This window comes from Pseudocitrobacter sp. CD920760, assembly GCF_057782505.1.
In genome coordinates, this window is record NZ_CM173490.1 from 548,233 (window position 1) to 570,287 (window position 22,055).

The window sequence follows — 22,055 nt, forward strand, 5'->3', positions numbered from 1 at the left end:
GTATGAAACAACAATTCACCAAAACGGTGAGAGTCAAAGGTAAAGGCGACGCCAAAGCGCGCGCCTTTGCCGACGCGCTAAACCATGTCCAGGCCGCGGTGATGAAAGATACACCGCACATCTTACTGCGTATTGAGCCACAGGATGTGCAGGTTGTTCATGCGTATGAAGCGGTGCGCAAAGAAGCGTTCTTATTCTTCTTTTTGCGCCGGGAACGACGCACCTACAGCGTGGAGCTGGATGTGACCGTCAACGTGACCGCCATCAATCTCGACAACGTGGATTTCGTCACGCAGAGCTAAATCACACAGAAGGGCAGACTGATGTTCTTAATTATATTAATAAAATCGCTCATTATCGGCGGCCTGGTCGGCGTCGGTGTAGGGGCCGGTGCTGCACGCATGTTCCATGCGCCTACTACGCAAGGTATGGGCGCGTTTCGTACGTTGGGGGAGCTGAACTCCTGTGAAGGCGACCCGGCGTCACACTTCTCCTTTGGTCTTGGCTTCTTCTTTAACGCCTGGGCCTCTTCCGTTGCAGCAGGTTCATTTACCCAGGACGTTGACCACCGCATCATCCCGAACTGGGGCGCGGCGGCACTGATGATCAAAAACCGTAACGTCGGCGAGACGCTGCACGATCCGAAGAAAATGGCGATTGCCTGCGGCGTGATCGGCATGCTGGTCGTCACCTTCCTCAACTTAACCGCCTCCTCAGTACCGGAATCACTTCAGGTGACCGCCGTTAAGGTACTGGTTCCGGCAGCGAACCTGCTGGTGAACACGGTGATGCCGGTTATCTTCTGGCTGGCGGCGATTGACGCGGGCAAGAAATCGGGCTTCTGGGCGACCGTCTTTGGCGGCGCAGCGCAGATGATCATGGGGAACGCCGTACCGGGTCTGGTGCTGGGTATCCTGATTGGTAAGGGCGTTGAAGAGAGCGGCTGGAACCGCATCACCAAAGTGATGATGAGCGCCATCGTGGTGCTGTTTGTCCTGAGCGCCTTCTTCCGCGGCTTCGATATGAAGATGATCGAATCCTTCCATCTGACCGTGCCGAACTGGCTCGATCTGATCCACAGCTCGCTCAGCGGCAAATAACGGGAGCCTCGAAATGGAACAGAATAAAGGTTTTTGGTATGCCGACTGGTCGTTCCCGATCTTTGTTGGCCTGCTCTCTTCCGGCGTGTTCGCCGGGACGCACATGTACTACCTCTACGGCATTGGCGCATTTAACGAAGTGGCGTTTGTCTCGATGCTGCGTGCCGGGATTGATACCGGCGCTTACGGCGCGGTAGCAGCGTTTGGCGCAAGCTTCCTGTTCGCCCGCATCATCGAAGGTTCGCTGGTGGGGATTCTGGATATCGGCGGCGCGATTCAAACCGGCGTCGGCCTTGGCGTTCCGGCACTGCTGCTGGGCGCGGGCATCATGTTCCCGGTGACCAACTTTATCGCTTCACTGATTACCGGCCTGGTGATTGGCCTGGCGATTGGTTACGTCATTATTCTGGCGCGTAAGTTCACCATCAATCAGAGCGACTCCACCTACGGGGCCGACGTGATGATGGGGGCAGGTAACGCCTCTGGCCGCTTCCTCGGGCCGTTGATTATTCTCAGCGCGATGACCGCATCCATTCCAATCGGTATCGGTTCCCTGCTTGGCGCGCTGCTTTTCTACCTCTGGCAGAAGCCGATTACCGGCGGTGCGATTCTGGGCGCGATGCTGTTTGGCGCACTGTTCCCAATCGCGATTAGCTAACTGCCTGATGGCGCTTCGCTTATCAGGCCTACGAACGGTAGGCCGGATAAGGCGGTAACGCCGTCATCCGGCAATGACCCTGGCGGGCGTGAAAACGCCCGCTCTCTCAGGAGAACGAGATGTTTGATTTACTCCTGCGCGGTGCGCGCCTCGTCGACGATACCCTGACCGATATCGCCATTCAGGATGGCTTAATCCACGCGCTGGGCGACCTGACGTCACCCGCCAAGAAAACGATCGACCTGCACGGCAACTACTACGTCAGCGCGGGCTGGATTGACTCCCACGTTCACTGCTACCCGAAATCGCCGATTTATCACGACGAACCCGATAGCGTCGGTATCGCCACCGGCGTAACCACCGTTATCGATGCCGGTAGCACCGGGGCAGATGACGTGGATGAATTCTATGAACTCACCCGCCAGTCGGCGACCGACGTTTATGCGCTGCTGAATATCTCCCGCGTTGGGCTGATTGCCCAGAACGAGCTGGCCAATATGGCCAATATTGACGCCGATGCGGTGCAACAGGCGGTAAAACGTCACCCTGATTTTATCGTCGGCCTGAAGGCGCGGATGAGCAGCAGTGTGGTGGGCGAAAACGGCATCACGCCGCTGGAACATGCGAAAGCCATGCAGCAAGCCAACGGCGATTTGCCGCTGATGGTGCATATCGGCAACAACCCGCCGAACCTGGATGAGATTGCAGACCTGCTGAGTTCTGGTGACATCATTACCCACTGCTACAACGGCAAACCGAACCGCATCCTGACGCCGGAGGGCGAACTGCGCGCCTCGATTACGCGCGCGCTGAAGCGTGGCGTGCGTCTGGATGTCGGCCACGGTACCGCCAGCTTTAGCTTTGAGGTAGCGAAACGCGCCATCGCAATGGGCATTCTGCCACACACCATCAGTTCCGATATCTACTGCCGCAATCGCATCGACGGCCCGGTACGCTCGCTGGCGCTGGTGATGTCCAAATTCCTCGCCATCGGTCTGTCGCTGCCGCAGGTCATTGCCTGCGTCACCTCGCATGCCGCAGAAGGCTTACGACTGACTCATAAAGGTCACCTGGCGCCGGGGATGGATGCGGATCTGACGATTTTCACTGTGAAAGATCAACCAATGAGCCTGACCGATGCGGAAAACGTTTCGCTTCAGGCTGACAAAATTCTGGTGCCGCTGGCTGCCGTTCGTGCAGGCAAGGGCTATATGACCGAACAAGGGAGTGCAGAAAATGCCTTCGATTTTTGAGAAATACAATTTAAAGCAAGTGATCAACACCTCTGGCCGTATGACGGCGCTGGGCGTTTCAACCCCACGCCCGGAAGTGGTACAGGCGGCGATGGACGGCATGAACCAGTACTTCGAGATGAAAGACCTGGTCAATAAAACCGGCGAGTACATTGCTAATTTGCTGGATGTGGAAGGGGCGACGGTCGTCTCCTGCGCATCGGCAGGCATCGCGCAGTCCGTGGCGGCGGTGCTGGTGAAAGACAGCGACTGGCTTCTGGAAAACCTGCACGTCACGCCAGTTGAAAACAACGAAATCGTGCTGCCGAAAGGTCATAACGTCAACTTCGGTGCGCCGGTGGGCACGATGGTTGCGCTGGGCGGCGGCAAACTGGTGGAAGCGGGTTACGCCAACGAATGTTCCGCAGCACAACTGGCGGCGGCAATTACCCCACGCACGGCGGCTATCCTGTATATCAAATCTCACCACTGCGTGCAGAAAAGCATGCTCAGCGTTGAGCAGGCGGTTGTTGTGGCTCGCAAACATAACCTGCCGCTGATTGTCGATGCCGCAGCGGAAGAAGACTTGCAATGCTACTACCGCTCGGGCGCGGACCTGGTCATTTACAGCGGTGCGAAAGCCATCGAAGGGCCGACCAGCGGACTGGTGATCGGCAAAACCCAGTACGTTGAGTGGGTGAAGCGCCAGACCGCGGGCATTGGCCGCGCAATGAAAGTGGGCAAAGAGGGCATTCTCGGCCTGACCTGCGCCATTGAACACTACCTTACCGCAACGAAAGAGAGCGGCGCGGAGATGGTGGCGAAGATGACGCCGTTTATCGACGCACTGAATACGCTCAATGGCGTGTCTGCTCGCGTGGTCTGGGATAGCGCCGGGCGTGATATCGCGCGTACCGAAATTAAATTCGACGAAGCCGTTACCGGCATTGGCACGGGCGAGCTGGTCGATGCGTTGAAGCAGGGACAATACGCCATTTACTTCCGTGGCTACAAAGCCAACGAAGGCATTATCGAAGCCGACGTGCGCAGCGTCGACCAGGCGCAGCTGGATATCGTGGCCCGCCGTATTGCTGAAGTGATCAAACAGGAGATTAACGCATGAAACTGACCCCAAACTTTTACCGTGACCGCGTCTGCCTGAACGTTCTGGCGGGTAGCAAAGAAAACGCCAGCGAGATTTATGAAGCGGCGGAAGGTCATGTGCTGGTGGGCGTGCTCTCCAAAAATTACCCGGACGTGGCCAGCGCCGTGGCGGATATGCGTGATTACGCGGCGCGGATTGATAATGCACTCTCCGTGGGTCTGGGCGCGGGCGACCCGAATCAGTCGGCAATGGTCAGCGCCATCTCTGCTGAAGTGCAGCCGCAGCACGTCAACCAGGTCTTCACCGGTGTAGGAACCAGCCGTGCGCTGCTGGGCCAGAACGACACCGTAGTGAACGGTCTGGTCTCTCCAACCGGCACGCCGGGCATGGTGAAAATCTCCACCGGGCCGCTGAGCAGCACCGCGCCGGATGGCATCGTGCCGGTTGAAACGGCGATCGCTCTGCTAAAAGATATGGGCGGCAGCTCAATCAAATACTTCCCGATGGGTGGCCTGAAGTGTCGTGAGGAATACAAAGCGGTGGCGGAAGCCTGCGCGCGTCACGATTTCTGGCTGGAACCAACGGGTGGGATCGATCTGGAAAACTTCAGCGAGATCCTGAAAATTGCCCTCGATGCTGGCGTAAGCAAAATCATCCCGCACATCTACAGTTCTATTATTGATAAAGCCAGCGGCAACACTCGCCCGGACGACGTGCGCGCGCTGCTGGAGATGACGAAGGTGTTAGTGAAGTAATAAGGGCACCCATCACCCCGGCCCTCTCCCGCAGGGAGAGGGTGAAAACCAGCGCAGGTCTTTCACATTTGCACTGTCGGTCCCCTCTCCCTGCGGGAGAGGGTTAGGGTGAGGGGAAACCAACCACACCATTCCCAAGGAGCCATCATGCACCCATCCCACCACCTGCTTGTCGCTTCACTTTCTCTGCTTGCTACTACCGCCATCGCGCAGACGCAATACGCGTGGGTGGGCACCTACAACCCCAACGGCGAAGGCGTGTACCGCTTTACCCTCGACAGCCAAACCGGGGCGTTAAGCGACAAAACTCTGGTCAGCTCGTTGCCCAATGCTGCGCAGCTTACCGTCTCTGCCGATGGCAAAACCCTGTATGTCGCGAGCGAAGAAGAGAAGGGCATGGTGCAGGCGTTGCGGGTGGATGAGAAGGGCGCACTCCATGAGCTGAATCAGGTTTCATCTGGCGGCGCGGGCCCGGTGTATCTCTCGTTGACGCCTGGTGGAAAGCATCTGCTGGTGGCGAATTACGTCAGCGGTTCCGTGGCGATGTTGCCAGTGAAAGCTGATGGCAGCCTGGCGGAGGCCAGCGATTTTCATCAGGATGCGGGTGATCCCGGCGCCGCAAAACCTGCGGCTGCGGTAAAAGGCAGCTTTGCCGCCAGCGATCATAATGGCCCGCATGCTCACATGATCGCCGCCGATCCCAGCGGGAAATATGTTTTTTCAACCGATCTGGGCCTCGATCGGATCTACCAGTATCGTCTGGATGAAAAGAACGGCAAGTTGATCCCCAACACGCCGCCATTCATCAATGCTTCGTCGCCGGGCGCGGGGCCGCGTCATTTTGTGTTTACAGCAAAAGGCGATGGGCTTTGGTTGATCAACGAAGAGTCTTCCACGCTGACGCATTACCGACTTGATGCAACAACCGGGCAACTCCAGGAAGGGAAAACGGTATCGTCGCTGCCGAAAGCGTATCAGGGAACCAACTTCGCCGCCGGGCTGGCAATCAGTGAGGACGGAAAACAGCTGTATGTTGCCAACCGCCTGCACAACAGTATTGCTCACTTCACGGTTATGAATGACGGTTCATTGATTCAAAATGATAATATATGGACGCGAGGCGACTACCCGCGCAGCCTGACGCTGGATAGCGCGGGTCGCTGGCTGTACGTGATGAATCAGCGCAGCGATAACATCACCCGTTTTCGCGTCGCGCCTGACGATGGCAAGCTAACGTTTGTCCCCGAATACACATCGGTGGGCAGCCCATCGCAGATGGTGATTTCGTTTAACCCCTGAGGCGTAATAAGGAAACTGACGTGCGATTCCCCAACCAACGTTTAGCCCAACTGTTCAATTTACTGCAAAACGAAGTTTTGCCGCAGGATGAGCTGGCTGCACGGTTGTCCGTTTCCACCCGTACCGTTCGCGCCGATATCACGGCGCTCAATGCCTTGCTGGCGAGCTACGGCGCGCAGTTTACACTCACGCGCGGCAGCGGCTATCAGCTCAATATCAGCGACCCGAATCGCTATCAAAAGCTGGAAGAAAGCGCGCCGAGCACGCTACGAATTCCGCGTTCGGCAAGCGAGCGTGAGCATTCACTGGCGGTGCGCTTTCTGACATCCGCGTTTTCACTCAAGCTGGAAGATCTGGCGGATGAGTGGTTTGTCAGCCGCGCCACGCTGCAAAACGACATGATCGCTGTGCGTGAACGTTTTCAGCGTTATCAGTTGACGCTGGAGACGCGCCCGCGCCACGGCATGAAGCTGTTTGGCAGTGAAGTCTCTATTCGCGCATGCCTGACGGATATTCTTTGGGAACTGCCGCAGCAGGAAGGGTTTAATGCCCAACTGATGGCGGAAGCGCTCAATGCGGGGGCTATCACATCGCTTACCGCGACGTTGCAGGAAACGCTCACCCGCCACGCGATTCGCCTGACCGACGAAGGTGAACGCTTCATTCGTCTTTACTGCGCAGTAGCGGTACGCCGTATCAGCGAAGGTTTCCCGCTGGCAGAGTTTGCGGCGGAAGAGGAGGTCTCGCAGAACGTGCGCGAAGCGGCGCGCGATATCGCGGCGGCCATGCAGAAACTGGCGGGCAAACCGCTGGCCGACTCGGAGAAAGCCTGGTTGTGCGTGCATATCTCCGCGCGTCAGACGCAGCAGGTTTCGCCAAGCGCCATCAGTGCCGACGATGCCGAAGCGCTGGTGAACTACATTCTCAGCTACATCAACAGCCACTATAACTACAACCTGCAAAACGACGATCAGCTGCACGCGGACCTGCTCACCCATATCAAAACCATGATCACCCGCGTGCGTTATCAAATCATGATCCCCAACCCGCTGCTGGATAACATCAAACAGCACTACCCGATGGCGTGGGACATGACGCTGGCGGCGGTGTCGAGCTGGGGAAAATACACCCCGTACACCATCAGCGAAAACGAAGTTGGGTTCCTGGTGCTGCACATCGGCGTCGGGCTGGAGCGACATTACAACATTGGCTATCAGCGCCAGCCGCGTGTCCTGCTGGTGTGCGACACCAGCACGGCGATGGTGCGCATGATTGAAGCGGTGTTGCAGCGCAAATACCCGCAAATTGACGTGACCGATGTGCTCTCGCTGCGTGATTACGAACAGCGGGAGAGCATCAGTGAAGACTTTGTTATCTCGACCGCCCGCATTAACGAAAAAGATAAACCGGTGGTGACCATCGCCCCGTTCCCGACCGAGTTCCAGCTTGAACAAATCGGCAAACTGGTGCTGGTGGACCGCACCCGTCCGTGGATGCTGAACAAATATTTCGATGCTGCGCACTTTCGCATTATCGACGGCGATATCGACCAACAGACATTATTTAGCGAACTTTGCGCTCAGCTTCATGATGAAGGCTTTGTTGACGCCGAGTTCCACTCTTCAGTTGTGGAGCGTGAAGCCATCGTCAGTACCATGCTCGGCGACGGCATCGCGCTGCCTCACGCCCTGGGATTGTTGGCACAAAAAACGGTGGTCTACACGGTGCTGGCACCGCAGGGAATTGCGTGGGGCGAGGAAACCGCGCACGTCATCTTCCTGCTCGCGATCAGCAAACGCGAGTATGAAGAAGCGATGGCGATCTACGATATTTTTGTCACCTTCCTGCGCGAACGCGCAATGGCACGGTTGTGCACCTGTCGGGATTTTGCGGAGTTTAAAACCGTGGCGATGGAGTGTGTGAGCCGGTTTTGAGAGGCGTTTTCCAGAATCGAATGTAAAACGAGTGTAATGCTATAATGCATTACACTTTTTCTTTTTCTGGGGGCACAATGGCGACCATCAACGTCAGGCTTGACGATCAACTCAAGAAAGAGGCATACGCCGTGCTGGAAAAACTCAACATCACTCCCACGGAAGCCGTGCGATTACTGTTTCAGTATGTGGCGGATAACGGGCGGATGCCGGTAAAAAACGTCACTATAAGCGACAGTGAAGAGGCGCTGCTGCATTCTGTCAGGGAAAGACTGGCCAATCCGCAAGAGGCCGTTAAGGTCAGTCTGGATGATCTATGAACTGGCCTTTGACCCGAGGGCGTTAAAAGAGTGGCAAAAGTTAGGTGCGACCGTCCGGGGGCAGTTTAAAAAGAAACTGAAGTCAGTTTTGCTTCATCCTCGCAATGAAGCTGACAGGTTACGAACGTTTCCCGATTGCTACAAAATCAAACTAAAGGCTTCCGGGTTCAGGCTGGTTTACCAGGTGCAAGAGGCTCAGGTTACGGTGCTGGTGATAGCGATTGGCAAACGGGAGAAATCTGCCGTTTATCAGGATGCTGACAAACGGCTCGAAGACTAGCGCAGGTGGTGCACCACCTGATTGCTGCTGCCGCGCCAGATAAGCGCAGGGTCTTTTAAATCTTGCACAAACTTACCGTCAACCAGCACGTTGATGAGGTTGACCACTTCCATTTGCGCGGCGTCCAGCTCGTCCAGCTTGTAGCCGGTCCACACCCAGATATCCTTTCCCTGGCATTCCGCGTGGATGCGTTTGACCAGTTTAAGAATCTCCGGCACGTTTTGCGGATGCAGCGGGTCGCCGCCGGAGAGTGAAATCCCCTGACGTTTCACGCGCGTGTCGTTGAGATCGGCAATGATGCGGTCGGCCATTTCGGTGGTGAATGGCTGACCTGAATTCACGCGCCAGGTGCTTTTGTTATAGCAGCCGGGGCATTCGTGAACGCAACCTGCCACAAACAGCGTGCAGCGTGTGCCGGGGCCATTGACGATATCGACGGGGTAGTACTGATGGTAATTCATGGTTGTTCTTCTTGAGTATTGTGCGGGCTGGAGCCCCTCACCCTAACCCTCTCCCACAGGGAGAGGGGACCGACCGAGCAGAACATTTAGGCCGGAGCGGTTTTCGCCCTCTCCCTGTGGGAGAGGGCGGGGTGAGGGGTAGTCGTTTAACCGATCTGCCCGTTGCCGAGGTGTTTCACGCGGCGTTTCACTTCTTCCTGCTTACCGGCGTTAAACGGACGCGCATCCGGGCTACCTAAATAGCCGCACACGCGGCGGGTGACCGATACGCGGGAGGCGTCGTGGTTGCCGCATTTCGGGCAGGTGAAGCCTTTGCTGGTGCACTCGAACTCACCGGTAAAACCGCACTCGTAGCATTCATCGATCGGCGTGTTGGTGCCGTAGTACGGCACGTGCTTGTAGCTGTAATCCCAGACATCTTCCAGCGCTTTCAGGTTGTGCTGAATGTTCGGGTACTCGCCGTAGCAAATGAAACCGCCATTCGCCAGCGGCGGGTACGGGGCTTCAAAGTCGATTTTGTCGTACGGGTTAACTTTTTTCTCAACGTCTAAGTGGAAGCTGTTGGTGTAGTAACCTTTATCGGTGACGCCAGGTACCACGCCGAATTCAGCGGTGTCGAGGCGGCAGAAACGATCGCACAGGTTTTCACTCGGTGTGCTGTAGAGGCTGAAGCCGTAGCCGGTTTCATCTTTCCACTGGTCAACGGCCTGACGCAGACGCTCAACGATGGCGGTGCCTTTGGCGCGCAGCGCTTCATTGTCATAAACGTGCTGATTACCAAACAGCGCATTGATGGTTTCGTGAATGCCGATGTAACCCAGTGAGATAGACGCACGACCGTTTTTGAAGATTTCAGAAACGTCATCGTCAGCCTGCAAACGCACGCCGCACGCGCCTTCCATATACAGGATAGGAGCCACGCGGGCTTTCACGCCTTCCAGACGTGCGATACGGGTCATCAGCGCTTTACGCGCCAGCTGCAGACGTTCGTCCAGCAGTTTCCAGAACGCGTCTTCATTGCCTTTGGCCTCCAGCGCGATGCGCGGCAGGTTCAGGCTGATGACGCCGAGGTTGTTGCGGCCATCGTGGATCTGCTCGCCGTTTTCGTTTTCCCACACGCCGAGGAAGCTGCGGCAGCCCATTGGGGTTTTGAACGAACCGGTGACTTTCACGACCTGGTCGTAGTTCAGGATGTCCGGATACATGCGCTTGCTCGCGCATTCCAGCGCCAGCTGTTTGATGTCGTAGTTCGCATCGCCCGGTTTGTGATTCAGGCCGTCGCGGATAGCGAACACCAGTTTCGGGAACACGGCGGTTTTACGGTTTTTGCCGAGGCCCGCAATACGATTACGCAGAATGGACTGCTGAATCAGGCGCGATTCCCAACTGGTGCCGAGACCAAAACCGAAGGTGACGAACGGCGTTTGGCCGTTGGCGGTATGCAGCGTGTTGACTTCATATTCCAGCGACTGGAAGGCGTCATAGCACTCTTTTTCCGTACGGGAATGGGCGTAGCCTTCTGCGTCCGGAATCTGCCACTCTTCAGCGGTCTGGCGATGTTTATTGAAGCTGGCGGTCACGAACGGGGCCAGGACTTCATCAATACGGTTAATGGTGGTGCCGCCATAAATGTGGCTGGCAACCTGCGCGATGATCTGCGCGGTAACGGCAGTCGCGGTAGAGATGGATTTCGGCGGCTCGATTTCCGCGTTACCCATTTTAAAGCCCTGCGTCAGCATCCCTTTCAGGTCGATCAACATGCAGTTGAACATCGGGAAGAACGGGGAGTAATCAAGGTCGTGATAGTGGATAACACCACGTTCGTGCGCCATCACGACGTCGTGCGGCAGCAGGTGCTGACGTGCGTAGTGTTTCGCGACGATACCGGCCAGCAGGTCACGCTGGGTTGGGATCACTTTACTGTCTTTATTGGCGTTTTCATTGAGCAACGCCGAGTTGGTTTGCTCGACCAGGCCGCGAATCTCCTGGTTCAGGCGGCCACGCTTTTCACGCTGGCTGTCGCGGTCATGGCGATATTCGATATAGGCGCGCGCCAGCTGCTTGTACGGGCCAGACATCAGCTGGTTTTCAACCGCGGTCTGGATCTCGTTGATATCAACCTGGCTGCGGCCTTGCATCTGCTCGCTTACGATTGCCGCGACGGTGGCGCAATAGTCTGCGTCATCGACTCCCGCTGCTTTAGCGGCACGCAGGATAGCTTCCTGGATGCGCTCTGATTTGAACGGCACTTTACAGCCATCGCGTTTCATCACATGCGGTGTCATGATCACTCCATTATAAAAACAGGTTATCCACAGAACTGAAGTCGGGGCGGGGGCGAGATTTACAAAGCCTGTCCGCGTGTTAGCGCTTCTCCAGTCAAATTTATCCACATATCACCCCCTTTCTTCATTGGAAGGGTATGGTGATATTGTAGACGATAAAACCCAACATGTTGGGTCGGCGAGCATTCTAAGGTCTATATATAGTGATTTGCATCAAACAAGTTTGCGATTTTATTGATGTAGAACAAAGTAAAAATCGAAGCGTACAGATGACGGGCGCTACGGCTAATGTAAATTTTGCAGTACTGAAGACCGCTTAAAAATTCAACAAAAACAGTAAGATTTGCAGAGGGCCGGCGACCGAAAGTCGCCGGTTGAGAGGGTTAATTTTGTAGCCACCAGACCGCTTCAAAAGGCCGTAGCGTCATTTCAGACGGGGCGCTTGCCACTTCGTCGTAGTTACTGATTAAGGCCGTCCAGTCGCCGTGAGGGGCGTCTGGCTGCCAGTGCTGGAGCTCTGCGCTAAGGTTAGCGACCACCAGCAGCGTTTGCCCCTGCCACTGGCGGCGATAGCACCACAGGGACGGATGATCGGGCAGAAGATCCTGATAATCGCCCCACGTCAGAATCGGCGTGGTTTTACGTAGCGCAATTAACTGCTGATAGGTGTAGAACACCGAATTCGGATCGTTCAGCGCCGTATCGACGTTGATCGCTTCATAGTTGTCGCACAGGGCGATCCATGGCGTGCCGGTGGTGAATCCACCGTGCGCTTCGCCATTCCATTGCATCGGCGTGCGGCTGTTATCGCGTGATTTACTGGCGAGGATCGCCAGCAAGGTTTGCGCGTCCTGGCCCTGCGCTAACCGCTCGGCGAACATATTGTGGCTCTCGACATCGCGGTAGTCAGTTATCTGCGTGAAATGCGGGTTAGTCATGCCTATCTCTTCGCCCTGATAAACATAAGGCGTGCCCTGCATGCCGTGCAGCACCATGGCCAGCATTTTGGCGGCGGGCAGGCGATACTCGCCTTCATCGCCAAAGCGCGAAACAATGCGCGGCTGATCGTGGTTACACCAGAACAGCGCATTCCACGCGCGATTATGCATGCCCTGCTGCCAGTGGCTGAACAGTGCTTTCAGGGCGACGTAGTCCGGCTTCGCCAGCGTCCACTTCTCGCCGCCGGGATAATCGACTTTCAGGTGGTGGAAGTTAAAGGTCATCGACAGTTCGCGGCCATCCAGCGCGGCGTACTGCTGGCAGTTCTCCAGCGAGGTTGACGACATTTCGCCCACGGTCATCAGCTCGCGTGGGGTAAAGACATCGCGGCTCATCTCCTGTAAGAACTCGTGAGCGCGCGGGCCATCGGTATAGAAGCGACGTCCGTCACCGTCCGGGTCAGACGGGAATGCCTGATCTTTTGAAATCAGGTTCACTACATCAAGACGCAGGCCATCGACACCACGATCGGCCCAGAACTCGCACACTTTTTTCAGCTCGGCGCGCACCGCCGGGTTTTCCCAGTTGAGGTCCGCCTGTTCCGGCGCAAACAGGTGCAGGTAATATTGTTCGCTCTCAGCGTGCCACTGCCAGGCGTTGCCGCCAAATTTCGAGCGCCAGTTATTGGGCGGGGTGCCCGGCTCGCCATCGCGCCAGATATAGAACTCGCGGTACGGGCTCTTTTTGTTCAGCGATTCACGGAACCAGGCGTGCTGCGTGGAGGAGTGGTTGAGCACCATATCCAGCACGATACGAATACCGCGTGCTTTCGCCTCGGCCACCAGTTCATCGAAATCGTCCAGCGTACCGTAGGCCGGGTCGATGGCGGTGTAATTCGCCACGTCGTAGCCGTTATCAACCTGCGGCGAGACATAAAAAGGGGTCAGCCAGATGGCGTCGACGCCCAGCGTCTTCAGATAGTCGAGGCGATAGGTTACGCCGCGCAAATCACCGGTGCCGCTACCGGTCGTGTCCTGAAAACTCTTTGGATAAATTTGGTAAATAACGCCGTTCTGCCACCAGTGGGGAAGAATATTCATAGTGCTATCCTGAAATGCGAAGGGGCGCAAGAGCGCCCCAAAGTGAAAACATTAAACAATCTGCAAGGTGCCCTGACGGTGTTTACGCTGGTAAACCACCGAGGTGAGGATGATAGGAATAACGATGGCAATCAGCATTGCCAGGCTAAAGACCTGCCAGTAGGTCGGTTGGATGGAAAGAATACCCGGCAGGCCGCCGACGCCAATGCCGTTTGCCATTACGCCGCTCAGGCCGCACAGCAGGCCAGCGAGGCCAGAGCCTACCATCGCGCACAGCATCGGGAAACGATACTTCAGGTTGATGCCGTACATGGCCGGTTCGGTTACGCCGAGGAAGGCGGAAATGGCGGCGGGCACGGAAATTTCACGCTCGTTCTGCTTGCGGCTGCAAATAATGATGCCCACTACCGCCGAAGCCTGCGCAATATTAGAGAGCGCAATCAGTGGCCAAACCGGCGTGCCGCCCATGCTTTGAATCATCTGCATGTCGATAGCAAGCGTAGTCTGGTGAACGCCGGTGATCACCAGCGGAGCGTACAGGAAGCCGAACAGCGCAGCGCCAACCGGCGCGAAGCTACCGGTCATCAGGTGACGCACGGCAAAGGCGACGCCATCACCAATCATACGGCCAAACGGGCCGATAAAGGCGTGGGCGAGGAAGACGGCCAGAATCAATGAGCAGACCGGAACCACGACCAGATAGAGGTAATCCGGCACGATACGCTTCAGGCGCGTTTCAATAATGCCCAATGCGAGTCCCGCCAGCAGCGCAGGGATAACCTGTGCCTGATAGCCAACCTTCGCAATGGTAAACAGGCCGAAGTTCCATACTTCCGGCACCTGTTGGCCCAGCATGTAGGCGTTCATCAGCTGCGGGGAGACCAGCGTAACGCCGAGCACGATACCCAGAATCGGCGTACCGCCCATTTTGCGCACCGCCGACCAGCAGATACCCACCGGTAAGTAGAAGAAGATGGCTTCGCCAATCAGCCATAAGAAATCGTAGATGCTTTGCAGCGACGGGTACATTTGCGCCAGCGTCTGGCCGTTGCTCATCGGTAGGTCGCCGATCACGTTGCGGAAACCGAGGATCAAGCCCCCGCTAATCAGCGCTGGCAGCAGCGGGAAGAAGATCTCCGCGAAGTGCGAGATCATGCGTTCATGCCACTTCATGTTCTGGCGCGCCGCCAGTTTGGCCTGCTCTTTATCTGCTGCCGCCTGGCCGGTTGAGGCGATCAGTGCCTGGTAGTAATCTCCGACTTCAGTGCCAATGACCACCTGAAACTGCCCGGCGTTGGTGAAGCAGCCTTTTACCATTGGCAGTTCTTCGATGGCTTTCGGATCGGCTTTCGCCGGGTTGTTGAGGACAAAACGTAAGCGGGTAATGCAGTGGCTGACGGTGGCGATGTTATCGCGTCCGCCGACCAGCTCGATAAGTTTATCGATGTTCTGCTGATTTATTTTACTCATTATGAAAACCTCAGTGCCGAGGAGAGATATTGTGTTGATGACCTGAGCAGTAGCCTATCCGTTAACCGATTTTTAGAAAATGGGAACGTTCCCGAAACGCAGCGAGGATCACATAATTTACGCGTTCAGGCTTAGATGAGGTTGGCGGGAATAATAATCTGACGCGGTTCGGCGCGTCCGATTACCTGGCCTATCAGCTGTTCTGCCGCCTGACGTCCGGCGTCGGCATAGCCGGGATCGACGGTGATAATTTCCGGGTGCAGGAACTTCATCAGCGGCGTGTTGCCGACGCTGGCGAGTTGCACGTTATCCATGCGTTCCTGCTGGAAATATTTACTTGCGCCCAGCGCCAGCGTATCGGTGGCGCACAGCAGGGCGGTAGTGTCCGGCGTCATCACTTTGCTGGCATATTCAAAGCCCTGCTTCATGGCGAGGCCGGGCAGCGCGGCGACCGGGTTGAGTTTATGTTTTTTGCAGAAGGCGAGATACGCATCGTGGCGGCGTTTGCCGGTGGTGACGTCGCTGTGGGGAACGCCAAGGTAGCTAATATGGCGATGCCCCTGGTCGTAGAGGCGCTGCATCAGGATGTTGATGGCGCCTTTATCGTCATAACAAACCGAGGCGAAACCTTTGGCATCGCGCGCCACCATCACCAGCGACGACTGCCAGTTCGCCAGCATAGCTTCGCTAACGCCGGTAAAACCGAACAGCACCACGCCGTCGATGTTACGTCGCTTCAGCATGCCGAGATGCTCTTCCACTTTCTCCGGCGAGAACTGGCTTTCCATCATGATGGGGTCGTAACCCTGCTCGTAAAACACCGGCAGCATGGTTTGTACGGCAAGGTTTTCTGAAAGGGAATCGAGACGCGTGACGATAATGGCGACCACTTTATCGCTCTGCCCGCGCATCGCACGCGCGGAGCGAGAAGGGGAGAAACCGTGCTGGTTCATCACTTCTTCAACACGTTCACGGGTACGATCGCTGACGCCGCTTTCATTATTCAGCACGCGGGAAACGGTCGATTTTCCCACTCCGCTCAGGCGTGCAATATCTTTAATGGTCAGCCGGTTCTGCATCTCGTTTTCCATGTTAATAAAATGTTATTTCAGACTAAGTGTTTCATCCTACGCAAACAATCCGCAATGAGCAAAGTCTGGTTTACGTTCGGTTTAGTTGCCGGGGGGTATTATACCGCCCGAACTGGCACAAACATTATGGTTTTATACGTATAATGTGCGGCGCTATTAATCATTCATCTTACCGGAGGCCGTATGGATCCCGATCCCACCCCTCTCCCGCACGGGAGCGTAATTTTCCGGTAAGTCAGTTTTCGCTGCCTTACCGAACACGTGAGGCAGTGACATCCTCGATGTCCCTGTTTGAAAAATTAAGTGCCTGACAGGTACGGATTACCTGTGCCTGTCAGCCGATCTGCGTCCATATTCAATGGATGCGGGGGACGTTTTATGCTGAAAAATATGACCCGGCAGCTGCTTGCGCAGCTCAGCCGCCACCTGCCACGCCGTTTAGTCCAGCGCGACCCGATGCCGGATGGCAAAAATCTCTCTGGCGTTCCGATGCCGGATTCTCTGAGCCAGCACTGCCTGAATGTGGCAATGATGGACGAAGAGGCCGTATGGCATGCTTTTGGTACGCATCCGGAAGGGCTTAACGAGGCTGAAGTTAACGCGAAACGCGAACGTTACGGCGATAACCAAATCCCGGCGCAGAAGCCCGCGCCGTGGTGGGTTCACCTGTGGAGCTGCTATCGCAACCCCTTCAACCTGCTGCTGACGGTGCTGGGCATCGTCTCTTACTCGACCGAAGATCTCTTCGCCGCCGGGGTGATTGCGCTGATGGTGGTGATTTCCACGCTGCTTAACTTTGTGCAGGAGGCGCGTTCCACTCGCGCTGCCGACGCATTAAAAGCGATGGTGAGCAACACCGCCACCGTGCTGCGCGTGGTGAATATTCAGGGCGAAAGCCGCTGGTGTGAAATACCGCTCGACCAGCTTGTACCGGGCGATATTGTCAAACTGTCGGCGGGCGACATGATCCCAGCAGACCTGCGGGTTGTGCAGGCGCGCGATCTTTTCGTCGCTCAGGCATCGCTCACCGGCGAGTCGCTGCCCGTTGAAAAAGTCGCGCGCAGCCGTGACCCACAGCAGGCAAACCCGCTCGAGTGCGATACCCTCTGCTTTATGGGCACCACCGTGGTGAGCGGCTCGGCGCAGGCTATCGTCACGGCGACGGGCGGTCACACCTGGTTTGGTCAACTGGCCGGGCGCGTCAGCGAGCAGGAGAGTGAACCGAATGCGTTCCAGAAAGGCATCAGCCGCGTCAGTATGCTGCTGATTCGCTTTATGCTGGTGATGACGCCAATCGTGCTGCTGATCAACGGCTACACCAAAGGCGACTGGTGGGAAGCGGCGCTGTTTGCGTTGTCGGTTGCCGTCGGCTTAACGCCGGAAATGTTGCCGATGATCGTCACCTCGACGCTGGCGCGCGGGGCGGTGAAACTCTCCAAACAGAAAGTCATCGTCAAGCATCTCGATGCTATTCAGAACTTCGGCGCGATGGATATCCTTTGTACCGATAAAACCGGTACCCTGACGCAGGATAAAATCGTACTGGAAAATCATACGGATATCTCTGGTAAAGCCAGCGAGCGCGTGCTGCATACCGCCTGGCTCAACAGCCATTATCAAACCGGGCTAAAGAACCTGCTGGATACCGCCGTGCTGGAAGGCGTGGATGAAAATGCTGCGCGCGAGCTATCCGGGCAGTGGCAGAAAGTGGATGAGATCCCATTTGATTTCGAGCGTCGCCGCATGTCGGTGGTGGTTAGCGAACGTCCGTCCGTGCACAAACTGATCTGCAAAGGCGCATTGCAGGAGATCCTCAACGTCTCAACGCAGGTTCGCCATAACGGCGAAATCGTTCCGCTGGACGAAACCATGCTGCGCCGCATTAAACGTGTCACCGACACGCTTAACCGTCAGGGGCTGCGCGTGGTGGCGGTGGCGAGCAAGTACCTGTCCGCGCGTGTTGGCGACTACCAGCGTATTGATGAGTCCGACCTGATTCTGGAAGGGTACATCGCATTCCTCGATCCGCCGAAAGAGACCACCGCACCGGCGCTGAAAGCGCTGAAAGAGAGCGGTATCACCGTGAAAATTCTCACCGGCGACAGCGAGCTGGTGGCGGCGAAAGTGTGCCATGAAGTGGGGCTGGACGTTGGTGAGGTGGTGGTCGGCAGTGATATTGAAACCCTGAGCGACGACGAACTGGCGGCGCTGGCGCTGCGCACCACGCTGTTTGCTCGCCTGACGCCGATGCATAAAGAGCGCATCGTAACGTTGCTGCGCCGCGAAGGTCATGTGGTCGGCTTTATGGGAGACGGTATCAACGATGCGCCCGCGCTGCGTGCGGCGGATATCGGAATTTCTGTCGATGGCGCGGTGGATATTGCCCGCGAAGCCGCCGACATCATCCTGCTGGAAAAAAGCCTGATGGTGCTGGAAGAGGGGGTTATCGAAGGCCGCCGGACGTTCGCCAACATGTTGAAATACATCAAGATGACGGCCAGTTCCAACTTCGGTAACGTCTTCAGCGTGCTGGTGGCGAGCGCCTTCCTGCCGTTCCTGCCCATGCTGCCGTTACATCTGTTGATTCAGAACCTGCTGTACGATGTATCCCAGGTCGCGATTCCGTTTGATAACGTTGATGACGAGCAGATTCAGAAACCGCAGCGTTGGCAGCCGTCTGAACTGGGGCGCTTTATGATCTTCTTCGGGCCGATCAGCTCCATCTTCGACATTCTGACCTTCTGCGTGATGTGGTTTGTCTTCCATGCCAACGTGCCGGAAGCGCAGACCCTGTTCCAGTCCGGCTGGTTTGTAGTGGGGTTACTGTCGCAGACGCTGATTGTGCATATGATCCGCACGCGCCGCATTCCGTTCATCCAGAGCCGTGCCGCCTGGCCGCTGATTATCATGACGCTGGTGGTGATGGTCGTCGGTATCGCGCTGCCGTTCTCGCCGCTGGCGGGGTATTTGCAGCTGCAGGCGCTGCCGCTCTCCTACTTCCCGTGGTTGATTGCGATTCTGGCGGGATATATGACGCTGACGCAGATGGTGAAAGGGTTCTTTAGCCGCCGGTACGGCTGGCAGTAAAACAGTGCCGGGTGGCGCTGATGCTTACCCGGCCTACGCGCGATATGCCGTAGGCCTGATAAGCGTAGCGCCATCAGGCGCTTGCCGCGTCGCTATTAGCGACGTACCGCAATCGCTTCAATTTCAATCTTCACATCTTTCGGCAGACGTGCGACTTCCACACAAGAACGTGCCGGGAAGGTGGCGTTATGCTCGGTAAAGAAGGCTTCATAAGTCGCGTTAACGGTCGCGAAATCGTTAAGATCTTTCACGAAAACGGTAGTTTTCACGATATCGCCGACTTTCAGGCCTGCTGATTCAACGATTGCTTTTACGTTATCCAGCGACTGACGCGCCTGAGCGGCTACGTCTTCCGGCACTTCACCGGTTTTCGGGTTTACCGGGATCTGACCGGAGGTGATGATCATGCTACCCAGATCAACGCCCTGAACGTATGGGCCGATAGCGGCTGGTGCATTTTCCGTCGCGAGTACTTTGCTCATGTTTTCTCCAAAATTACAGCGTTAAGAATGTTCCCGGCCATTATAGCAGCCGGGATTTCATTACCAACCTCAATTAGTTGGCCAGCACCACATAATGGGAAAACTCTTTTTCGCAGTATTTACATTTGAGTGCGATATCATCGGCACGTTTTTTCACTGCAAAGCTGGATGAAACCGGCTCGGCGTGGCTGATGCAGTTGCTGTTCGGGCAAACCAGCACGTTATCAATACGTTCCGGCAAGCTTGGGCGCGATTTGCCGACCACTTCATATTCGTCGATGCGATTCACCGTCGCCTGCGGGGCATACAGGGAAAGCTGGTTGACCTGCTCGTCGGTCAGGAAGGTATTTTCGATTTTAATCAGGTCCTTGCGGCCCATTTCGCCGGAAGGCAGATTCAGGCCGATGGTGATGCGTTGGTCTGTCTCAGTCAGTTTGAACAGGGTCAGCAGCTTAAAGCCTACCTGCGCCGGGATATGGTCGATTACCGTGCCACGTTTGATGGCTTCTACCTGAAGTTTGTTATCGTGTGTCATAGTCATTTCCCCTTACAGATCCAGGTCGCGAGTCAGAACCAGTGCCAGTAACGCCTGGCGAGCGAAGATACCGTTGCCAGCCTGCTGGAAGTACCAGGCGTGCGGCGTTTTATCGACATCCGTGGTGATTTCGTCAATACGCGGCAGCGGGTGCAGCACTTTCATATTGTTGCGTGCGCCTTCCAGGTCGGCGGCGCGCAGCACGAACTGCGCCTTCACGTTGGCGTATTCTGACGGGTCCAGACGCTCTTTCTGCACGCGCGTCATATAAAGGATATCCACTTCCGCCATCACTTCTTCAATGGCGCTGTGCAGGCTCCAGGCAATGCCTTTCTCGTCGAGCATATCCAGAATGTACTGTGGCATCGCCAGCGCGTCCGGGGCGATAAAGTAGAAGCGGTTGCCGTTAAATTTCGCCAGCGCCTGGGTCAGGGAGTGAACGGTGCGGCCATATTTCAGGTCGCCAACCATCGCCACGTTGAGATTTTCCAGACGGCCCTGTGTTTCCTGAATGGTAAAGAGGTCGAGCAGCGTTTGCGTCGGATGCTGGTTAGCGCCGTCACCGGCGTTTAACACCGGAATGCCGCCGGAGAACTCGGTTGCCAGACGTGACGCGCCTTCCTGCGGGTGACGCATCACGATGGCGTCGACGTAGGTGCTAATCACCGAGATGGTATCCGCCAGCGTTTCGCCTTTTTTACCGAGCGAGGTGTTGTTGCTGTCGGAGAAACCGACCACGCTCGCGCCCAGGCGATGCATTGAGGTTTCAAACGACAAGCGGGTACGGGTTGACGCCTCGAAGAAACAGCTGGCAATCACTTTGTGCTTCAGCAGTTCCGGTTGCGGGTTTGCTTTCAGCTTTGCAGCGGTAGCCAGTACCAGTTCCAGATCGTCGCGACTCAGGTCGTTGATGGAAATGATATGTTTTTGATACAGCGGATTAGCCATGTTTTTCTCCTGACGCCTGCGCAAAAAAAAAGCCCCTTAAATAAGGGGCTTCGAGAATGAGTGAGCAACGGAAAGAAAACGGCAGGCCAGCGTCTGTTTTCAGACGCGGTAAGACGCGATGTCGTACACACTGAACCATAATTCCTCCCGGCAAACGGGACGGGATTATACGCAGGTCTGTTTTTGAATCAAGTATCAGATTCATAATTTACGCGACGAAAACGATTCTCTTTGAATACTAATGCACATAATCACCACTGATATGCAGTTGTAACCCATTCATTACCATCATCATTCAATAACTATGCGCCAGCGCAAATCCCCATCAAAAAGTAGTGGTATGGCAGCCTGAATTCTCGTATAACAACTAAAAATGAAACGATGTTTTAATTGAGGTATTACCATGATTGTTGGCAACATCCATAATGTGCAGCCGTGGCTGCCGGAAGCACTGCGCCAGGCGATCGCGCATGTTAAAGCCGAAGTGAACGATGCGACCGCGTTGGGCAAGCACCCTATCGACGGCGACCGCGCCTTTTATCTGGTAGCGGAAGATATGACCGAGCCGTGTGAAAAACGTCGTGCCGAGTATCACGCACGTTATCTGGATATCCAGATATTGGTGAAAGGCCAGGAGGGGATGACCTTCAGCACGCTGCCTGCGGGCGCGCCGGAGACCGACTGGCTGGCAGATAAAGACATCGCTTTCCTGCCGGAAGGAAAAGAAGAGAAAACCGTTATTCTGAACGAAGGCGATTTTGTGGTGTTCTATCCGGGGGAAGTGCATAAGCCACTGTGTGCGGTCGGCACGCCCGCGAAAGTGCGCAAGATTGTGGTGAAGATGTTGGTTGAGTAAGACTTTTGAGCTGGGGGCGAGTACCCCAGCTCGTACTTGCCCCGTTACATTCCGTTGCTCCCCATTTTGTGATCAAGCCTAAAAAACGCACAACCTTCCCCTCTCTCTGATTTACCTC

At 56.0% G+C, this 22,055-nt stretch carries 21 protein-coding genes and 2 pseudogenes; 13 read left to right on the forward strand and 10 right to left on the reverse strand.

Translation table 11 applies throughout. The features are described from left to right. Positions 1–2: 2 nt before the first annotated feature. The 11 genes and pseudogenes from AC1MKH_RS02495 to AC1MKH_RS02545 all read left to right on the forward strand — a co-directional run bounded on the left by AC1MKH_RS02495 (position 3) and on the right by AC1MKH_RS02545 (position 8,683). Positions 3–302, forward strand: coding sequence for a DUF4312 family protein (locus AC1MKH_RS02495; protein ID WP_015966150.1), 300 nt, complete (start codon positions 3–5; stop codon positions 300–302). A gap of 21 nt (positions 303–323) precedes the next feature. Continuing rightward, positions 324–1,100, forward strand: coding sequence for a DUF4311 domain-containing protein (locus AC1MKH_RS02500; protein ID WP_015966149.1), 777 nt, complete (start codon positions 324–326; stop codon positions 1,098–1,100). A 13-nt stretch (positions 1,101–1,113) separates the two neighbouring features. Continuing rightward, the gene (locus AC1MKH_RS02505) at positions 1,114–1,758 is read left to right on the forward strand and encodes a DUF4310 family protein (protein WP_015966148.1); all 645 of its coding nucleotides are present in this window, start codon (positions 1,114–1,116) and stop codon (positions 1,756–1,758) included. Then, positions 1,759–1,830 (forward strand): annotated as a pseudogene (locus AC1MKH_RS02510) (hypothetical protein); the annotation flags it as partial. A 47-nt stretch (positions 1,831–1,877) separates the two neighbouring features. Continuing rightward, entirely contained in the window at positions 1,878–3,011 is a 1,134-nt protein-coding gene (locus tag AC1MKH_RS02515; RefSeq protein WP_276220595.1) for an amidohydrolase/deacetylase family metallohydrolase, read from the forward strand. After that, complete coding sequence (locus AC1MKH_RS02520; protein ID WP_276220594.1) at positions 2,995–4,113, forward strand: DgaE family pyridoxal phosphate-dependent ammonia lyase; 1,119 nt, start codon at positions 2,995–2,997, stop codon at positions 4,111–4,113. Before AC1MKH_RS02515 ends, AC1MKH_RS02520 begins: the two co-directional genes overlap by 17 nt. Next, positions 4,110–4,850, forward strand: a complete 741-nt coding sequence (dagF, locus tag AC1MKH_RS02525; RefSeq protein WP_276220593.1) for a 2-dehydro-3-deoxy-phosphogluconate aldolase — start codon at positions 4,110–4,112, stop codon at positions 4,848–4,850. Before AC1MKH_RS02520 ends, dagF begins: the two co-directional genes overlap by 4 nt. Positions 4,851–4,997: 147 nt before the next feature. Then, the gene (locus AC1MKH_RS02530; protein ID WP_276220592.1) at positions 4,998–6,149 is read left to right on the forward strand and encodes a lactonase family protein; all 1,152 of its coding nucleotides are present in this window, start codon (positions 4,998–5,000) and stop codon (positions 6,147–6,149) included. A 20-nt stretch (positions 6,150–6,169) separates the two neighbouring features. Continuing rightward, positions 6,170–8,083, forward strand: a complete 1,914-nt coding sequence (locus AC1MKH_RS02535; RefSeq protein ID WP_327621876.1) for a BglG family transcription antiterminator — start codon at positions 6,170–6,172, stop codon at positions 8,081–8,083. Positions 8,084–8,160: 77 nt separating this feature from the next. Next, on the forward strand, positions 8,161–8,403 hold the full coding sequence (locus AC1MKH_RS02540; protein ID WP_276220590.1) for a type II toxin-antitoxin system RelB/DinJ family antitoxin: 243 nt from the start codon (positions 8,161–8,163) through the stop codon (positions 8,401–8,403). After that, on the forward strand, positions 8,393–8,683 hold the full coding sequence (locus AC1MKH_RS02545; protein ID WP_276220589.1) for a type II toxin-antitoxin system RelE family toxin: 291 nt from the start codon (positions 8,393–8,395) through the stop codon (positions 8,681–8,683). Before AC1MKH_RS02540 ends, AC1MKH_RS02545 begins: the two co-directional genes overlap by 11 nt. Here the strand turns inward: AC1MKH_RS02545 and nrdG are convergent. From nrdG to treR, 5 genes are all read right to left on the reverse strand, one after another. Next, positions 8,680–9,144: an anaerobic ribonucleoside-triphosphate reductase-activating protein gene (gene nrdG / locus AC1MKH_RS02550; protein WP_276220588.1), complete on the reverse strand. Its 465-nt coding sequence runs from the start codon at positions 9,142–9,144 to the stop codon at positions 8,680–8,682. The two genes, AC1MKH_RS02545 and nrdG, sit on opposite strands and share 4 nt — an antisense overlap. A gap of 146 nt (positions 9,145–9,290) precedes the next feature. Continuing rightward, positions 9,291–11,429 carry an anaerobic ribonucleoside-triphosphate reductase gene (gene nrdD / locus AC1MKH_RS02555; RefSeq protein WP_276220587.1) on the reverse strand — a complete coding sequence of 713 codons (2,139 nt, stop codon included), beginning with the start codon at positions 11,427–11,429 and terminating at the stop codon, positions 9,291–9,293. Positions 11,430–11,812: 383 nt separating this feature from the next. Further along, entirely contained in the window at positions 11,813–13,468 is a 1,656-nt protein-coding gene (treC, locus tag AC1MKH_RS02560; protein WP_276220586.1) for an alpha,alpha-phosphotrehalase, read from the reverse strand. Positions 13,469–13,519: 51 nt separating this feature from the next. Continuing rightward, the gene (gene treB / locus AC1MKH_RS02565) at positions 13,520–14,938 is read right to left on the reverse strand and encodes a PTS trehalose transporter subunit IIBC (RefSeq protein ID WP_276220585.1); all 1,419 of its coding nucleotides are present in this window, start codon (positions 14,936–14,938) and stop codon (positions 13,520–13,522) included. A gap of 131 nt (positions 14,939–15,069) precedes the next feature. After that, positions 15,070–16,017: a trehalose operon repressor TreR gene (gene treR / locus AC1MKH_RS02570; protein ID WP_276220584.1), complete on the reverse strand. Its 948-nt coding sequence runs from the start codon at positions 16,015–16,017 to the stop codon at positions 15,070–15,072. 390 nt (positions 16,018–16,407) lie between these two features. On the opposite strand from treR, the gene mgtA reads away from it, so the two are divergent. Next, a complete protein-coding gene (gene mgtA, locus AC1MKH_RS02575; RefSeq protein ID WP_276220583.1) occupies positions 16,408–19,116 on the forward strand; it encodes a magnesium-translocating P-type ATPase in 2,709 nt (902 codons plus the stop codon). A gap of 95 nt (positions 19,117–19,211) precedes the next feature. On the opposite strand, the gene ridA is transcribed toward mgtA, so the two are convergent. From ridA to AC1MKH_RS02600, 5 genes and pseudogenes are all read right to left on the reverse strand, one after another. Then, a complete protein-coding gene (gene ridA / locus AC1MKH_RS02580) occupies positions 19,212–19,598 on the reverse strand; it encodes a 2-iminobutanoate/2-iminopropanoate deaminase (protein ID WP_149462915.1) in 387 nt (128 codons plus the stop codon). A gap of 73 nt (positions 19,599–19,671) precedes the next feature. Continuing rightward, entirely contained in the window at positions 19,672–20,133 is a 462-nt protein-coding gene (gene pyrI / locus AC1MKH_RS02585; protein WP_149462916.1) for an aspartate carbamoyltransferase regulatory subunit, read from the reverse strand. Between the two features lie 12 nt (positions 20,134–20,145). Further along, positions 20,146–21,081: an aspartate carbamoyltransferase gene (gene pyrB, locus AC1MKH_RS02590; RefSeq protein ID WP_276220582.1), complete on the reverse strand. Its 936-nt coding sequence runs from the start codon at positions 21,079–21,081 to the stop codon at positions 20,146–20,148. After that, the gene (locus AC1MKH_RS02595; RefSeq protein ID WP_436650360.1) at positions 21,033–21,212 is read right to left on the reverse strand and encodes a pyrBI operon leader peptide; all 180 of its coding nucleotides are present in this window, start codon (positions 21,210–21,212) and stop codon (positions 21,033–21,035) included. Before AC1MKH_RS02595 ends, pyrB begins: the two co-directional genes overlap by 49 nt. Next, a pseudogene (locus AC1MKH_RS02600) lies at positions 21,155–21,286 on the reverse strand (pyrBI operon leader peptide); the annotation flags it as partial. The pseudogene AC1MKH_RS02600 and the gene AC1MKH_RS02595, both read right to left, overlap by 58 nt. A 198-nt stretch (positions 21,287–21,484) precedes the next feature. Here AC1MKH_RS02600 and AC1MKH_RS02605 point away from each other — a divergent pair. Continuing rightward, the gene (locus tag AC1MKH_RS02605; RefSeq protein ID WP_276220581.1) at positions 21,485–21,937 is read left to right on the forward strand and encodes a YhcH/YjgK/YiaL family protein; all 453 of its coding nucleotides are present in this window, start codon (positions 21,485–21,487) and stop codon (positions 21,935–21,937) included. Positions 21,938–22,055 lie beyond the last annotated feature (118 nt).

What these genes read in the sequence shown, in the direction of transcription:
- AC1MKH_RS02495 (WP_015966150.1), top strand. Translation starts at nt 3, where the DNA reads ATGAAACAACAATTCACCAAAACGGTGAGAGTCAAAGGTAAAGGCGAC.
- AC1MKH_RS02500 (WP_015966149.1), top strand. Translation starts at nt 324, where the DNA reads ATGTTCTTAATTATATTAATAAAATCGCTCATTATCGGCGGCCTGGTC.
- AC1MKH_RS02505 (WP_015966148.1), top strand. Translation starts at nt 1,114, where the DNA reads ATGGAACAGAATAAAGGTTTTTGGTATGCCGACTGGTCGTTCCCGATC.
- AC1MKH_RS02515 (WP_276220595.1), top strand. Translation starts at nt 1,878, where the DNA reads ATGTTTGATTTACTCCTGCGCGGTGCGCGCCTCGTCGACGATACCCTG.
- AC1MKH_RS02520 (WP_276220594.1), top strand. Translation starts at nt 2,995, where the DNA reads ATGCCTTCGATTTTTGAGAAATACAATTTAAAGCAAGTGATCAACACC.
- dagF (WP_276220593.1), top strand. Translation starts at nt 4,110, where the DNA reads ATGAAACTGACCCCAAACTTTTACCGTGACCGCGTCTGCCTGAACGTT.
- AC1MKH_RS02530 (WP_276220592.1), top strand. Translation starts at nt 4,998, where the DNA reads ATGCACCCATCCCACCACCTGCTTGTCGCTTCACTTTCTCTGCTTGCT.
- AC1MKH_RS02540 (WP_276220590.1), top strand. Translation starts at nt 8,161, where the DNA reads ATGGCGACCATCAACGTCAGGCTTGACGATCAACTCAAGAAAGAGGCA.
- AC1MKH_RS02545 (WP_276220589.1), top strand. Translation starts at nt 8,393, where the DNA reads ATGATCTATGAACTGGCCTTTGACCCGAGGGCGTTAAAAGAGTGGCAA.
- nrdG (WP_276220588.1), bottom strand. Translation starts at nt 9,144, where the DNA reads ATGAATTACCATCAGTACTACCCCGTCGATATCGTCAATGGCCCCGGC.
- nrdD (WP_276220587.1), bottom strand. Translation starts at nt 11,429, where the DNA reads ATGACACCGCATGTGATGAAACGCGATGGCTGTAAAGTGCCGTTCAAA.
- treC (WP_276220586.1), bottom strand. Translation starts at nt 13,468, where the DNA reads ATGAATATTCTTCCCCACTGGTGGCAGAACGGCGTTATTTACCAAATT.
- treB (WP_276220585.1), bottom strand. Translation starts at nt 14,938, where the DNA reads ATGAGTAAAATAAATCAGCAGAACATCGATAAACTTATCGAGCTGGTC.
- treR (WP_276220584.1), bottom strand. Translation starts at nt 16,017, where the DNA reads ATGCAGAACCGGCTGACCATTAAAGATATTGCACGCCTGAGCGGAGTG.
- mgtA (WP_276220583.1), top strand. Translation starts at nt 16,408, where the DNA reads ATGCTGAAAAATATGACCCGGCAGCTGCTTGCGCAGCTCAGCCGCCAC.
- ridA (WP_149462915.1), bottom strand. Translation starts at nt 19,598, where the DNA reads ATGAGCAAAGTACTCGCGACGGAAAATGCACCAGCCGCTATCGGCCCA.
- pyrI (WP_149462916.1), bottom strand. Translation starts at nt 20,133, where the DNA reads ATGACACACGATAACAAACTTCAGGTAGAAGCCATCAAACGTGGCACG.
- pyrB (WP_276220582.1), bottom strand. Translation starts at nt 21,081, where the DNA reads ATGGCTAATCCGCTGTATCAAAAACATATCATTTCCATCAACGACCTG.
- AC1MKH_RS02605 (WP_276220581.1), top strand. Translation starts at nt 21,485, where the DNA reads ATGATTGTTGGCAACATCCATAATGTGCAGCCGTGGCTGCCGGAAGCA.